The following is a 13,433-nucleotide window of genomic DNA, read 5'->3' as shown; positions in this document are numbered from 1 at the left end:
TTTCGGCACCAACCCACGGGCCGTCCGGCACTGCCTGTGACGCCCGGCCGTTCCCGGAAACGCTCGCGGACATGCACGATCCGCAAGGACATCATCGTCGATCTCCTCCTGGCCGTGGGCGCGGGCGGGAGCCTGGGCTTCATCCGCCCGCGCCTGGCCGGACGTCAGTGCTCGACGGCGATCCGCCGGCCTTCCGCCTTCTTGCCTTCGGCCAGCCCGACGCTGACCTCGAGGACGCCGCCGGTGTAGGTGGCCTTGACGTCGTCCGTCTTGGCCGCGGCCGGCAGCGTCACCGATCGCGACAGCGACCCGTAGGAGAACTCCGAGCGGTGCGGCTCGGAGGTCTTGCGTGTCCTCTCCGCCCGGATGTGGAGCACGCCGTCACCCACGGTGACCTCGATGTCCTTGTCGGGGTCGATCCCGGGCAGCTCAGCGCGCAGCACGTACCGGCCGTCGGCGATGTAGTCCTCGACCCGGACGATCTGTCCGAACGGCCGGAACCCGAACATCGGGCTCTCCATCCACGCGAACAGCTCCGGGAACGGGATTCTGATGTCCCTACGCTCTGGCAGGTTCATCACAGCCTCCTTGTGTGGTTCCGATTCCCACACCTTCAGGACATACCTGCGCCTTCCCCGGCCCCAGAGGCCGAAGTCCCTACCCGTCAGGGCGATCGGCCCTGTCTTGCCAGCCGTGGTGAGCCCGTGGACCGCGTCGCACAGCGGCGGGGTGAGCCACGGCCCGGCTGCGCTCTAACGTCTAGGCTTGCCCGTCGTTCAACCCTCCAGGGCGCCTGTCAGAGGACCTTCGGCCCATCCTTCACTTGAGCGCCTCCATTGTTCGAGGGGTGAGCGCGTGCCGCACGGTGGCGATGAACCACAGCGCGATGGTGGCGTAGAACAGCACCGCCAGAGCCGGTTTCGCAGCCGTGATCAGCGCGATCACGCCGGCGAGGAGCGCGATGCCGCCCAGGGTGCTGGCGACTCCCATGTACGGGCCCTTGTGCTCGTACACGTCGGCTGCGCTCAGTCCGCAGCCGCCCACCATGCCCAGCAGCAGGATCGCCCCGGCCGCACCGCGTACGCCGTCGATGACGGGCACGTCCGCGCCTTGCGTGAAGGCGACGTAGATGGCGACGTTCGCCGCGGCGACCACTGTCGCCAGAGCGTCCTTCCAGGTCAGTCTCATCACTGCCACCTCCTTTCCCCCTGAGCGTCCGCCCGCCGGATCTGTGCGGTCAGTGTCTTTGGTCCTGCCGGCCGGGGACGTTCGCCGCTGTCGTGCGACGGCTGCGGGCGCCCACCATGTACTTGTACCGTTTTCATGGAGGTGAACCGATCATGATCGGCGGACGAATGATCATGGAGTCACCGGTGCTCGACGCCGAACTGCTGTCGCTGAAGAGGCGGGTCGACAAGCTCGAGGAGCTGGTCCGCACACTGACCGCCGCGAACCTCGCGCTCGTCCGGGCCGTGGAGAACCTTCACCCCACATCAGCCAGCCTGGCTCCCAGCGACTGAGGCACGGCACGCGTTCTCACGCGTGCACGACGACGAACTGTCCCAGTCGTCCTACAGCTGTTGGCCACGGCGCAGCAGGCGCACCAAAGCGGCACCGGTGAGCGCCGCGACCGTGGCCGCCATGACCGCACCGCCGAGCACGCCTATGGCGGCGATGAGCCGGCCCGGCTGACCCGGCTGCCACAACGGCGTGGTCACCGCGGCGAACGCGCCGAGCGCGACCAGCCACGCTCCCGCGGTCGCCGCCACCCACCGCCAGGCGCCTCGCACGTGCGGGCGAAGCACCCGCCACTGCAACAACCCCATCGAGGCCAGCAGGACCACGCCCAGCACGATGAGCACCGCCGGATGCCAGCTCATGACCCGCTCACCGAGTACGACGGGCAACGCCCCGATGGTCCACGCGATCCCGGCGCCCCCCGCCGTTGCCCGTACCCATGCCACGGTGCCGATCCCTGGCAGAGCGGCCCGGAGCGCATATGCCTGGGCCAGGCCGAGTATGGTGCCCTCCACCAGCCCCGCGGCCACGAGTGTGGCGCCCTGCAGCAGCGGCCCGATGCCGAGCACCCCCCACTGCACGCCCGCCGCCAGCGCGCCCACAACGGCCGGGACGGCGAAACCCGCGACCTCGCCCACCGTGACGGCCGCGAACCAGCGCCGCCACAGCCGCTTCATCCCCAGCCTCGCCACCGGCGTCACCGGGTCGAGGCGGATGGTGAGAGCGACGGCATCATCAGGCGGGACGCCGAGTTCGGTACGGCCGATGCTGTCACCGATCGCGCGCACCGCGGCTTTCACCCGCAAGGGGCTGCGACTGACCGTCGCATAGCCCGCATGCGTCGCACCGCGCAGGGTGACCCGCAACGGTGCGCCACCCTCCAGGTTGCGCCACCACAGCCGGGAGCCGCGGCTGATTACCGTGAGCGTGTCTCCCTCCTGGCTGTACTGGACCGGCACGAGCAGCCTCGCTCCACTCCTGCGGCCGGTGATCTCCGCGAGCACCACCCATCGCGACAGCAGGTCGTGCAACGGAGTCCGCAACACCCATGCGACGATCGGGTTGACCAGCCGGGTCTGCAGCCGGCCTAGCGCCCGCACCGGGACCGCCGCCCGCACATCAGGTAAGCGATGGGTCCGATCGGCTGGACGAAGATACCCAGCCACCACAGCTCCTTACGCCCCCGCACCTCGTCCCTCGGCCGGAACCACAGGTCAACCGCCGCCGTCGCGGTCAACGCGAACTCTGCTGACACAGCCGCTAACAGCAGGCCCTGCTGCCGCTCGGAGAGCTCGTTCCAGCGCATCGGCCCTGTCCCTTCTCTCGGCGTACCTCCGCCACGAGCCTGTCAGGCTCCCCGCTGATCGTCCCGGGCCGAAGGGCCCGAGATCAGAGGCCTTTGGCCACCGCCACGGCTCTCGGCGACTGTCATGGGGATCACATCGCGGATCGCCGCTCCGGCGAGCAGGTCGGAGTTCCTCGCGCCACCTGGGAGTACGCACCACTCCTAGTCGGCACGTGCCGTGATACGGAAGACCGGGATGCGGTGCGCGATCCGCTCGAACTCCTCCAGAGGGGCCCGCCGGTCCACCGGGATGTGCGGGCGAGCGCCGGGCGCGCATGCCAGGTAGCGGCGCAGGATGGGGGCGCGCAGACTGGGCTCGACCTCGTCGAGGCGCACTCTCTCGCGGCGGCCGTGCCGCAGCACCGCCCGCCCCTGAACGGCGTGGAGGTTGCGCACCCAGTTCGCGTTCTGGCCCAGCATCGCGACCAGGTAGCGCTCCCCCTGGTAGTCGGCGACGACCAGGGGAAAGGAGATGACGCGGCCGCTAAGCCGTCCGGGGACCTCCAGGGTCACTAAGCGGCCGGGCATCACTCCCGCCGAGTGGAGGACGGCTGATACCCGGTTCATCACCCGCGCAAGGCGGTTCGGCTGGCCACCTCGATACAGCCACCGGTACCAGCGTCCGGATCGATGTCCATCATGTGTCATGTCCCACCTACCTGGAAATCCTGCCGCGACCTGCTCCGAGACGGGTCACGATGCCCATGCCTGCAATCCCTGCCTGCTACTTTGACGCCGCATCCAGGCCGGCGACTCCTTCTCCAGCCGGCGCACCCAGTGCGGGGTCAGCCTCATCTGGCCGGCGATTTGCCGGGGCGTGTGCGGGGCGTACCCGTCCACGCCGAACCGCCGTGTCCCGATCGGCAACCGCACCGTGGGGGCCTGCTCCAGCCCTCGTTGGATGGCCTTGCGGATCCACCAGACGGCGACAGTGGAGAACCGGTTGCCGCGGGCGTGGTCGAAGCGCTGGACGGCCTCGATCAGCCCGAGGTTGCCGAGCGGAACCGACCACAGACTTGATCGAGCTGCTCGCCGAAGCGCAGAGTACGCCTAGGCATATGACAGCCTCGCCGCCGCGATCGCTGCCTGGCCGAAGCTGATCCCGCCGTCGTCGACGGGGAAGCGTTCGCCGATGAACGGCTCGAACCCGGCGGCTTCCAGCCTGGCCAGCACGTCATTGGCCAGCAGCCGGTTCTGAAACACTCCGCCCGACAGGCACACGGTGCCGACACCCGTCTCCGTGGCCGCGTGCTCGCACAACAGCACGGTCACCGCCGCGACGGTGGCGTGGAAAGCCGCGGCGATCCGGCCCACCGGCTCGCCGTCGGCCTTCGCCGCCAGCAGGTCCCGCAACGTTCGCACACCGTCGTACACCCAGAGCCCGTCACGCCGCTCCAGCCGCCAGGCCAGCGGCTCGGCACCGGCGAAGGCGGTCGCCGCCTGCTCCAACCGCATCGCTGCCTCCCCCTCGAACGTGCTGACGTCGCAGAGCCCGAGCAGCGCCGCGGCCGCGTCGAAGAGCCGTCCGGCGCTGGAGGCGACCGGGCAGTTCACCCCTCTGGCGATCACCCTCCGGATGATCTCCTCTTCGTGGAGATCGGCGACCGGTCCCACGGGTACGAACTTCCCCGTGCCCTCACCACCGACGAGGTAGCCGAGCGCCATGCGGCCGGGACGGTGTACCGCCGCAGCGCCGCCGGGCATCGGAGCGCGAGAGAAGCGGCCGAGCCGGCGGTATCCGGTGTAGGAGGCCAGCAGCAGCTCACCACCCCAGAACGTGCCGTCGTCGCCGAACCCCAGCCCGTCGTAGGCGACACCCAGGAAGCGGCCCTGCAGGCCGTGCTCGGCAGCCACCGCGGCCACGTGCGCGTGATGATGCTGTACGGCGATGCGGCTCGGCCACCGCTGGGCCAACCGCGTAGACAGATACCCGGGATGCAGGTCATGGGCGACGTGCACAGGATCGATGCCGTGGATCGCCCGCAACCGGTCCAGCGCGTCCTCGTAAGCGGCCAGCGTTTCCGCGTCCTCCAGGTCACCGAGATGCGGGCCCAGTACCGCATGCTCCCCGTCGGCGAGCGTGAACGTGCTCTTGAGCTGAGCGCCGACAGCCAGCAACGGCGCCGGCGCCGCGATCGGCAGCCGGTGCGAGGCGGGCGCGATCCCCCGAGCCCCGCGTACCAGCAGGGAACGGGATCCAAGGGAACGGACCACCGAGTCGTCGTAGCGGTTGACGATGGCCCGATCGTGGGAGAGCACCCCGTCCACCTCTAGCCCGGCCTCGCAGATGAGCCCGGACTCGATGAGCATGGGGCTGTCGGCGAAGTTGGCGCTGGTCACGATGAGTGGTCGGCGCAGCTCGTCAAGCAGCAAATGGTGCAGCGGCGTGTACGGCAGCAAAAGTCCGATATCGGCCAGACCGTCGCACACCCCGGCGGCCAGCACCCCGAGGCGGGGCGGTACCAGCAAGATCGGGGCGGCCGGGCTGCCCAGGAGCGCTCGATCATTGGGCGTGAGCTTGGCCAGCGCACCCGCGGTGATCACATCGCGCACCATGACCGCGAGAGGCTTGGTCTCCCGGCACTTGATCTGCCGGACCCGCGCCACAGCATCCTCGTTGATCGCATCGCACACCAGTTGGAAACCGCCCAGCCCCTCGACCGCGACCACCCCGCCACCGCTGATGACCTCCGCGGCCGCCCGCAATGCCGCATCCCCTGCCACACCCATGAACCGCAGCCGCGGACCGCACGCGGCGCACGCGATCGGCTCGGCGTGGAAGCGCCGGTCGGCCGGGGCACGGTACTCCGCCGCGCAGCACGCGCACATGTCGAAGCCGCGCATGCTGGTGCGCATCCGGTCGTACGGCAAGGCCTCGATGATGGTCGCCCGCGGGCCGCACGCCGTGCAGTTGATGAACGGGTAGCGGTAACGCCGGTTGGCCGGATCGAACAGCTCGCGCAAGCAGTCGGCGCAGGTGGCCAGGTCAAGTGGTATGTCGCGGCCCGCTCCCCCGACCGCCACGCTTGCCGGGACAGTGAATTCGCCTGACGCGGCAGCGGGCGGCTGGGGCGAGACGACGACTTCGCCGATGCTCGCCGCCCGCCAGGTGGCTTCCATGTCGGCCCCTACAGCAGCGGCGGGACGACGATCAGGTCGACCCTGTCGTAGGTCAGCTCGGACACGACGTCGATCACGCCCTCCACCCGGCGGATCTCCTCCACCAGCTGGACGGCCTCAGAGCCGCACGTCACCCGGCCGCTGAGCCGCACCACAGCACCGGCGATGCTGACCGACACGGACGTCCGGTCACCGATCACGGCCCTGACATCGCTCTCCAGCTCGCCCGCGGACCGGGTGAAGACACGCAGCACGTCCGACTGGTGCAGAGTACCGACGATGCGACCGGTGACCACGTCGATCACCGGCAGCTGCTTGATCCGCTTCTCGTGCATCAACCGCGCCGCGTCGCGAACCGGACTTCCCGGGGTCACCGTGATCGCGGGCGCGCTCATGAGCGCCGACGCGGTGACCGCGGCCGCCTTCTCATGCTCCTCGCGCCGTTTGCGGCTTTCGAAGATCGGGGCGCTGTGTCGTACCGGGTCCATCTCCTTGAGCAACAGATCGTCTTCGGAGACGACCCCCACAGGCCGGCCATCAGCATCGATCACGCTGACCGCCCCGAGGGTGTATCGGCGCATCGTGCGCACGATCTCGGCGAACGACGCGTCCTCCCGCACCGCGATGGCGACGTTTCTCATGACGTCCCTGACCTTGATGGACATGGTGGCCTCCTCATCTCTCTCGCAACGATGCGCTTGGGGCGACCATGGGCGGCATGGGCGAACGTCCCTCGCCGCAGAGCCTTTGGTCCCTACTAGGCGTTGAGCACGGGCCACGGGTCGTCTTCCCCGTCGACAGAGGGCCTCTATGCGCGTACCACCGCCACCGGGCAGCGGGCGTGGTGCAGAACGCCGCGGCTGACCGAGCCGAGCAGTATCGCGCCCGCCGCGCCGTGGCCGTGCGAGCCCACCACCAGCAGATCGGCTCGGGCGGAGGCGTCGGTGAGCGCTTCCACCGGCTGCGCCGACTGGACGTCCTCGACGACCGTCACCTGCGGGTATTCCTTCTTGAACGTTTCCAGCCGGTCGCTGACGATCTGGTGCTGCGCGGTGCGGATCTCGTCCATGTCGTACGGCACCCCGGGCGCGAACGCGTGCACCGGCAGTTGCCAGGCGTGCACCACCCTCAGTGTGCTCCCGCGCAGCTTGGCCTGCCGGAAGGCGTAGGCCAGCGCGGGCTCGCATTCGGGCGAGTCGTCCACGCCGACCACGATCTCCCCGCGAACCGGCTGGTGATCGCCGCGTACGACCACGACGGGACCGTGCACACGGCCCGCCACGTGCGTACTGACCGAGCCCAGCAGAGCTCCGGCGAACCCGCCGAGCCCACGGCTGCCGAGCACGATCTCGGTCGTGTCCTTGGCCTGCTCGCGCAGCACCTCGGTGGGCGCGCCCTCGATGTCCTGAGTCGTGACCTCGACGTCGGGCTGCCGCTCGTGGGCCAGGGCCAGCGCTTCGCGCAGGATCCGCTGTCCCTCGCGCAGCAGCGTGTCGGGCAGCGCGGCGTTGGGGAACTTGCCGATCTGGTACGGCGAGCGGTCCACGGCGTGCACGATCCGCAGCGGCTCTCTCATCCGGAAGGCGTCGTTGGCCGCCCACTCCACCGCGGCACGCGCGGTCACCGAACCATCCACACCTACGATGATCATGATGTGTCCTCCTTCGTCACCTCTCCATCGGACTCGCTCACAGGGCGTGGTTGCAGAGCCGGAAGTCCGTCAGGCAAGAGCCGAAAGACCCTGTTTGCCCCGGTGGCGGGTGCGTAGCGTCATGGGCATGGCAGCCATCGATCTGACGCGGCTCCGTGCCGTCGTCTTCGACACCGACGGTGTGGTCACCGACACCGCCCGGGTGCACGCGGCGGCGTGGAAGCACGTGTTCGACGCTTTCCTGCGCGGCCGTTCCGCCCCGTTCGACATCCGCGCCGACTACTTGCGCTACGTCGATGGGCGCTCGCGTCTGGACGGGGTGCGCACGTTCCTGGCCTCCCGTGGCATCTGCCTGCCTGAAGGCGGGGCGCAGGATGAGCCGGGCGCGCTTACCGTGCACGGGCTCGGGCAGGCCAAGGACGCGCTGTTCGTCCAGGAGATCGCCGAGCATGGGGTGGCCGCCTTCGGCTCGACCGTCGCGCTGCTGCACGAGTTGCGCCGGCGGGGTTGCCGTACCGCCGTGGTGTCGGCCAGCAGGAACTGCCGCGCGGTGATCTCGTCCGCAGGGCTGATGCACCTGTTCGACGTGGTGATCGACGGCACCGAGGTCGCCCGGCTGGGGCTGCCTGGCAAGCCTGACCCGGCGTTGTTCCTGGAGGCCGCCCAGCGGTTGGAGCTTGCGGCGGGCGAGGTGGCGATCGTGGAGGACGCGCTGCCCGGAGTCGAGGCCGGCCGCAGAGGCGGCTTCGCCCTGGTCGTCGGGGTGGACCGGACGGGCTCCCAGGGGGCCGCGATGCGCCGCGTCGGAGCGGACGTCGTGGTGACGGACCTGGCCGAACTGGGCATTGCCGGCAGCGTCCCAGTGTTGCGGCGATGAATCCCTCTGCTACGACCGGCTGCCGCTGACGTTCGCCCGGTTCAGTGTGGTTCCGCCCGGAGCGGGCCGACCTGCTGGACTACCGCCAAGAGCTCGACCTGCGGCAGGGGGTGCCACGGCTCGACCCTCAGCGCCGTCGTGCACGCCTGGGTGCTCGCCCGCTCCGACCGGGCCCGCTCCTGGCAGTTCTTCACCGAGGCGCTGTTCAGCGACATCAACGACGTCCAGGGCGGCACCACCGCGGAGGGTATCCACCTCGGCGCGATGGCCGGCACGCTGCACATGTTGCAGCGCTGCTACCTGGGCTTGGAGATCCACCCCAACGGCCTGCACCTCAACCCGCTCCTGCCCGACCGGCTCGGCACGCTGTCGCTGCCGATCCGCTTCCGCGGCCATCAACTGGTCATCGACGTTGACCGCGACAAAACACGCGTCGACGGCGTCGCCATGCCACGCGGCACACCAGCCGCACCTTCACCACCAAGGACGAGGAGACGTTCATGACAGGCACCGGCGACTTCGGACGTCTGCTGGGTGGCGGTCAAGATCGTCTGCCAGGTGGTGGCCCCGCCTCGGCCGACCCGGTCGTGGACGTGCTGGAGACCGAGCAATGCCCGCGCCTGGTCGTGCCGGGCGGCTGGGGCGTCCTCATCCAGGGCCCCGCCCACCACGTGCCGCTCGATGAGCCGGCCAAGGTCACCGATTCCGACGTCACCCCGTGGGCCGGTGGCGACCGGCAGCTCTACATCCGCATCGTTCCGCACCAGATCACCGGCCGCCGCATCCACGGCCGGTGATCCAAAGTCCCGAGGCAGAAGGCGCTTCCGGCGTCATGCCATTCGCTGCGCCATTTCGACCAGCCGGTTGGCATAACCCCACTCGTTGTCGTACCAGCCGAACACCTTGACCAGATCGCCGCCCGCCTGGGTGAGCCCGGAATCGAACACGCACGAGGCGGCGTCGCCGATGATGTCGCGGGAGACGAGCGGATCGGTGCTGTAGCGCAGGATGCCGTGCAGCTCGCCCGCGGCAGCGGTGGCGAAGGCGTCGTTGACCTCCTGCGCGGTGACCGGGCGGGAGAGTTGGGCGCTCAGGTCGGTGATCGAGCCGTCTTCGACGGGCACCCTGATGGCGATGCCGTCCAGCCTGCCGTCCAGTTCAGGCAGCACCTGGCCGACCATGCGGGCCGCGCCGGTGGTGGTCGGCACGATGTTCACCGCGGCCGAACGCGCCCTGCGCGGATCCTTGTGCGGCCCGTCCAGCAGCATCTGGTCACCGGTGTAGGCGTGGATGGTGGTCATGAACCCGCGCACCAGGCCGAAGCTCTGGTGCAGCACCTTGACCATGGGAGCGACGCAGTTGGTGGTGCACGAGGCCAGCGAAACGATCTCGTGCTGGGCCGGGTCGTACGCGGCGTCGTTGACGCCGGGCACGATGGTGACGTCCAGCCCCTTGCCGGGAGCCGACAGCAGCACTCTGCGGGCACCCGCCTTCAGATGGCCCGCCAGCGCGTCCCTGGTCCGGAAGCGACCGGTGGCGTCGATGACCAGTTCCACGCCGTGGGCACGCCAGTCGATCTCGGCGGGGTCCGCGTGGGCGCTGACCGCGATGCTCGTGCCGTTGACGTTCAGAGCGTCGGTGGAGGCGGCGACGGGGAGGTCGAGCGCGCCATAAGTGGAGTCGTGCTTGAGCAGGTGGGCCAGTGCGGCCGCGTCGGTGATGTCGTTGATGGCGACGACGTCCAGGTCGGTACGGAGCGCGCGGCGCAGGACGGCCCGGCCGATCCTGCCGAACCCATTGATTCCGATTCTCATACCGCCATCGTCCGGCGGACCAGCCTCGGCGTTCAGAGGCAACGGTCCCCACGGGATGGGACCTTCGGCCCCTGCCGGAATACAGGGTCCTCGACGCTGAACCGGAGGAGATCGCCCTCGGCCCACCGTTCGGTCTCAGGCCACCAACTGCCCTGCGTTGCGGTGCCGAGGACCGCTGTAGAGAGCCTCGCTCAGAATGACCCGTGTCAACGGCGAGCAGAGTGACCAAAGCCTCTTGCCGGATCGGGCGTTGCAGCTCATCCTGCGGGGCGAGGCAAGCGCGTGCCCGACGTCGTGGTGCGGGTGCTGACGGCGAGTTGGTGCGAGGGGGCTCCAGGATGACCGACCTGCAGATCGCCACGCGGCGCGGGCTGATGCCCGCTTATCTGGCAGTGCCTGAGGCCTCAGGCGCGCATGCTGGGGTGGTGGTCCTCCACGATGCCGTGGGCATGAGCCATGACCTGCGTAACCAGGTGGACTGGTTGGCGGGCGAGGGCTTCCTGGCAGTGGCACCGGACCTGTTCTACTGGAGTGGCCGCTTCTCCTGCATGCGTGGAATGATGCGCGACGCGCGGGCCCGCCGGGGCCCGGTCTTCGACGACATCGAGGCCGCGCGCACCGTCCTGGCGGGGCGCGAGGACTGCACAGGCAGGATCGGAGTGATCGGTTTCTGCATGGGCGGCGGGTTCGCCCTGCTGCTGGCTCCCGGTCATGGCTTCGCTGTCTCCAGCGTGAACTACGGCACCTCCGCCAAGGACGTGTTCTCCGAGGCCTTCCTTGCTGGAGCCTGCCCGATCGTCGGCAGCTACGGGGCCAGGGACCGCGTCAACCGGGGCACCGCCCAGCGTTTGGAGCACGCCTTGACAGCAGCCGGGGTGGAGCACGACGTCAAGGAGTACCCCGATGCGGGCCATTCCTTCCTTAACGATCACGACCCTCGTGATGTGCCAATGCTGCTGGCGGTGCTGGGCCGGCTGTCCAAGGACGGGTTCCACGAGCCGTCGGCCCGCGACGCCCGGCGGCGCGTCGTCGCCTTCTTCACCAAGCACCTGACCTGAGCGGGGAGGCTGACGCGTGGGCGACACGGTATGGGAGCGGTGGGGCGCGGCCAGCGGACTGGTGAGCGTCGCCGTCGGCGCTGCGGCCCTCATCTTCGAACGGGGCGGCGTGCGCCCAGGCGCTCCCAGTAACGAGATCACCTACTTCTACCTCCGCAACGGTCAGGCCCAGCTGACCCAGAGCCTGTTGTTCACGGCTGGCGCCGCGGCTCTGCTGTGGTTCGCCGGCAGCCTGCGTGCCTTCCTGGCCAGGGCGGAAGGCGGAACGCAACGCCTGTCCACGCTCGCCTTCGGCGCCGCTGTCGCCCAAGCGGCGATGAACCTCCTCGCCCAAGCGTTCCAGGTCGGTCTGGCTGGCGCCCCGCATGACGGCCAGGTGCCACCGGCCCTGATCTCGACGATGGACGCGGTGTTCGTCCTGGCCAACGTCCCGCTGGCGGTCATGCTGGTGGCGGTCGCCGTGGTGTCGCTGCGCACGCACGTCTTCCCCTCGTGGCTGGGGTGGCTGGCAGCGTTGGCCGCGGCCGCCCATGCGCTGTTGTCGGTGAGCATCGTCATCGGCAGCGGGCCGCTTGCGGCCGGAGGTTGGCTGGCCACGGCCCTCTACCCCGCGCTCGCGGTGTGGCTGGTGCCGGCCGCGATCACGATGATCGCCCGGATCGGACACGGCGAGAGCGGGTCGTGATCCGCCCGAGCGGGCGGCGGTGGACCGCGGAGCCGGGGGTGGCTGAACCAAGACCAACGCCTAGGCACGTGCTCAAGGGGCGCCGGTTTCCACTGCGAGTTGGTCGATCTGGTGGCCGGCATCTCGATGATCCGAGCCGACGTCTCCATGGCCCGCGAAGGTGAGATCAGCACCCCCGCACACTGAGGAGAAGTGAGCAGGCATGCAGAGCCGCCTGAAGGCTCAGGCGGCCTGGGCTGACAGCGTTCATCTGCGGGTCTAGGACTGAGAGTCTTGCCTCGTCAGGCGGCTGGTCGTCAGCCAGCAGCGAGACGCCGGCCTCCAGCTATGGCCCCGTCGCGCTTACCGCGCCGCGTCGTCCTTGGAGCGAGCGCGAGATCGAGAACGTCTGAGGGCGGCGCTCTGACCAACGGCCGTCCGCCTGGGACCTCTGCCTCTACCCGGGTGGATCAGTTCGCGCTTCGCTCGAAAAGGACACGAAGGAGGATCCGCGATGCGAGTCACAGTAAGAGACGTCATGACCACGCAGGTCGCCTCGGTAACTCACAGCACGCCGTTCAAGGAAATCGCCGAGGTGCTCATTGAGCACGCGGTCGGCGCCGTCCCGGTCGTCAACGGCGACGAGCACGTCATCGGTGTCGTATCCGAGGCGGACCTGCTGTGTAAAGAGGAGTTCCGCGAGCGGTACTACAACGAGGCCTACAAGCCTCCGCTGCGGACCCGGTTACGGCACCGCATGGCCGTAGAAGGGGCCGAGTTCCGGCGCAAGGCCGCGGCCGACACCGCCGCGGAGCTGATGACCGCGCCCGCGGTGACCATCTCCGCCACCGCCTCGATCGTCACGGCCGCCCGCCGCATGGATGAGCACGGCGTCAAGCGCCTGGTCGTCGTCACAGGCGACGGCGTACTCGAAGGCGTCGTCAGCAGGCGCGACCTGCTCAAGGCGTTCGTGCGCACCGACAGCGCAATCGCCCGCGAAGTCCGGGAGGACGTACTGGAGCGGTCGCTGTGGGTGGAGACCCTCGGCACCAAGGTCGAGGTCGACCAGGGCGTTGTCACGCTGAGCGGCTGGATGGACCAGCGCACCGATGTCGTGATCGCGCTGCGGATGACCGCACGCGTCAACGGCGTCGTCGACGTCGTCGACCGGCTCAACTGGAAACACGACGACGCCAAATGGGACAGCCGCTGACGCGACAGGCGCCGCCGGTGATAACCACGCACGAAGGGCAGGCGAGGAGCGTAAGAGATCCCCGCCGCGGACCTTCATCGGCGGGGCCGACACCGTGACAGGCAGCAAATTCCTGCTCGACCTGCCCCGGTACCGGCCAACCGCACGGGTGTCGAAGACGTGCCGCGGGTTGC

Annotated in this window: 17 protein-coding genes; 7 read left to right on the top strand and 10 right to left on the bottom strand. The window is 69.4% G+C overall.

Annotated elements, in window-relative coordinates; all coding sequences use genetic code 11:
- Positions 1 to 164 precede the first annotated feature (164 nt).
- Together AB0B91_RS60440 and AB0B91_RS60435 are read right to left on the bottom strand one after the other, a co-directional pair.
- The gene (locus AB0B91_RS60440) at positions 165 to 578 is read right to left on the bottom strand and encodes an Hsp20/alpha crystallin family protein (RefSeq protein WP_358341514.1); all 414 of its coding nucleotides are present in this window, start codon (positions 576 to 578) and stop codon (positions 165 to 167) included.
- A 241-nt stretch (positions 579 to 819) separates the two neighbouring features.
- Positions 820 to 1,188 carry a hypothetical protein gene (locus tag AB0B91_RS60435; protein ID WP_358341511.1) on the bottom strand — a complete coding sequence of 123 codons (369 nt, stop codon included), beginning with the start codon at positions 1,186 to 1,188 and terminating at the stop codon, positions 820 to 822.
- A 152-nt stretch (positions 1,189 to 1,340) separates the two neighbouring features.
- Here AB0B91_RS60435 and AB0B91_RS60430 point away from each other — a divergent pair, with 152 nt between their 5' ends.
- Positions 1,341 to 1,520: a hypothetical protein gene (locus AB0B91_RS60430; RefSeq protein ID WP_358341508.1), complete on the top strand. Its 180-nt coding sequence runs from the start codon at positions 1,341 to 1,343 to the stop codon at positions 1,518 to 1,520.
- A gap of 51 nt (positions 1,521 to 1,571) precedes the next feature.
- Here the strand turns inward: AB0B91_RS60430 and AB0B91_RS60425 are convergent, their stop codons facing one another.
- From AB0B91_RS60425 to AB0B91_RS60395, 7 genes are all read right to left on the bottom strand, one after another.
- Complete coding sequence (locus tag AB0B91_RS60425) at positions 1,572 to 2,618, bottom strand: hypothetical protein (protein WP_358341505.1); 1,047 nt, start codon at positions 2,616 to 2,618, stop codon at positions 1,572 to 1,574.
- The gene (locus AB0B91_RS60420) at positions 2,606 to 2,824 is read right to left on the bottom strand and encodes a PLD nuclease N-terminal domain-containing protein (protein ID WP_358341502.1); all 219 of its coding nucleotides are present in this window, start codon (positions 2,822 to 2,824) and stop codon (positions 2,606 to 2,608) included. Before AB0B91_RS60420 ends, AB0B91_RS60425 begins: the two co-directional genes overlap by 13 nt.
- A 201-nt stretch (positions 2,825 to 3,025) precedes the next feature.
- Entirely contained in the window at positions 3,026 to 3,391 is a 366-nt protein-coding gene (locus AB0B91_RS60415; RefSeq protein WP_358341499.1) for a hypothetical protein, read from the bottom strand.
- A 165-nt stretch (positions 3,392 to 3,556) separates the two neighbouring features.
- Positions 3,557 to 3,847: a hypothetical protein gene (locus AB0B91_RS60410; protein WP_358341562.1), complete on the bottom strand. Its 291-nt coding sequence runs from the start codon at positions 3,845 to 3,847 to the stop codon at positions 3,557 to 3,559.
- 66 nt (positions 3,848 to 3,913) lie between these two features.
- On the bottom strand, positions 3,914 to 5,983 hold the full coding sequence (gene hypF, locus AB0B91_RS60405; protein ID WP_358341496.1) for a carbamoyltransferase HypF: 2,070 nt from the start codon (positions 5,981 to 5,983) through the stop codon (positions 3,914 to 3,916).
- A gap of 8 nt (positions 5,984 to 5,991) precedes the next feature.
- Positions 5,992 to 6,648: a CBS domain-containing protein gene (locus AB0B91_RS60400; RefSeq protein WP_358341493.1), complete on the bottom strand. Its 657-nt coding sequence runs from the start codon at positions 6,646 to 6,648 to the stop codon at positions 5,992 to 5,994.
- Between the two features lie 143 nt (positions 6,649 to 6,791).
- Positions 6,792 to 7,634 carry a universal stress protein gene (locus AB0B91_RS60395; RefSeq protein WP_358341490.1) on the bottom strand — a complete coding sequence of 281 codons (843 nt, stop codon included), beginning with the start codon at positions 7,632 to 7,634 and terminating at the stop codon, positions 6,792 to 6,794.
- Between the two features lie 127 nt (positions 7,635 to 7,761).
- On the opposite strand from AB0B91_RS60395, the gene AB0B91_RS60390 reads away from it, so the two are divergent.
- The 3 genes from AB0B91_RS60390 to AB0B91_RS60380 are packed head-to-tail and all read left to right on the top strand — an operon-like array spanning position 7,762 to position 9,308.
- A complete protein-coding gene (locus tag AB0B91_RS60390) occupies positions 7,762 to 8,511 on the top strand; it encodes an HAD-IA family hydrolase (RefSeq protein WP_358341487.1) in 750 nt (249 codons plus the stop codon).
- A complete protein-coding gene (locus tag AB0B91_RS60385) occupies positions 8,512 to 9,015 on the top strand; it encodes a glycosyl hydrolase family 65 protein (protein WP_358341559.1) in 504 nt (167 codons plus the stop codon).
- Entirely contained in the window at positions 9,012 to 9,308 is a 297-nt protein-coding gene (locus AB0B91_RS60380; RefSeq protein ID WP_358341484.1) for a hypothetical protein, read from the top strand. Before AB0B91_RS60385 ends, AB0B91_RS60380 begins: the two co-directional genes overlap by 4 nt.
- Positions 9,309 to 9,341: 33 nt before the next feature.
- On the opposite strand, the gene gap is transcribed toward AB0B91_RS60380, so the two are convergent.
- On the bottom strand, positions 9,342 to 10,325 hold the full coding sequence (gene gap, locus AB0B91_RS60375; RefSeq protein WP_358341481.1) for a type I glyceraldehyde-3-phosphate dehydrogenase: 984 nt from the start codon (positions 10,323 to 10,325) through the stop codon (positions 9,342 to 9,344).
- Positions 10,326 to 10,663: 338 nt separating this feature from the next.
- Here gap and AB0B91_RS60370 point away from each other — a divergent pair, with 338 nt between their 5' ends.
- The 3 genes from AB0B91_RS60370 to AB0B91_RS60360 all read left to right on the top strand — a co-directional run bounded on the left by AB0B91_RS60370 (position 10,664) and on the right by AB0B91_RS60360 (position 13,260).
- Positions 10,664 to 11,383, top strand: coding sequence for a dienelactone hydrolase family protein (locus AB0B91_RS60370; RefSeq protein ID WP_358341478.1), 720 nt, complete (start codon positions 10,664 to 10,666; stop codon positions 11,381 to 11,383).
- A gap of 16 nt (positions 11,384 to 11,399) precedes the next feature.
- Positions 11,400 to 12,068, top strand: a complete 669-nt coding sequence (locus AB0B91_RS60365; protein WP_358341475.1) for a hypothetical protein — start codon at positions 11,400 to 11,402, stop codon at positions 12,066 to 12,068.
- A gap of 493 nt (positions 12,069 to 12,561) precedes the next feature.
- On the top strand, positions 12,562 to 13,260 hold the full coding sequence (locus AB0B91_RS60360; protein WP_358341472.1) for a CBS domain-containing protein: 699 nt from the start codon (positions 12,562 to 12,564) through the stop codon (positions 13,258 to 13,260).
- Positions 13,261 to 13,433: the final 173 nt, after the last annotated feature.

This window comes from Nonomuraea sp. NPDC049141 (assembly GCF_040648415.1).
GTDB lineage: Bacteria > Actinomycetota > Actinomycetes > Streptosporangiales > Streptosporangiaceae > Nonomuraea.
The sequence above is the reverse complement of the archived record's forward strand: the minus strand, read 5'-3'. Positions and strand labels throughout refer to the sequence as shown.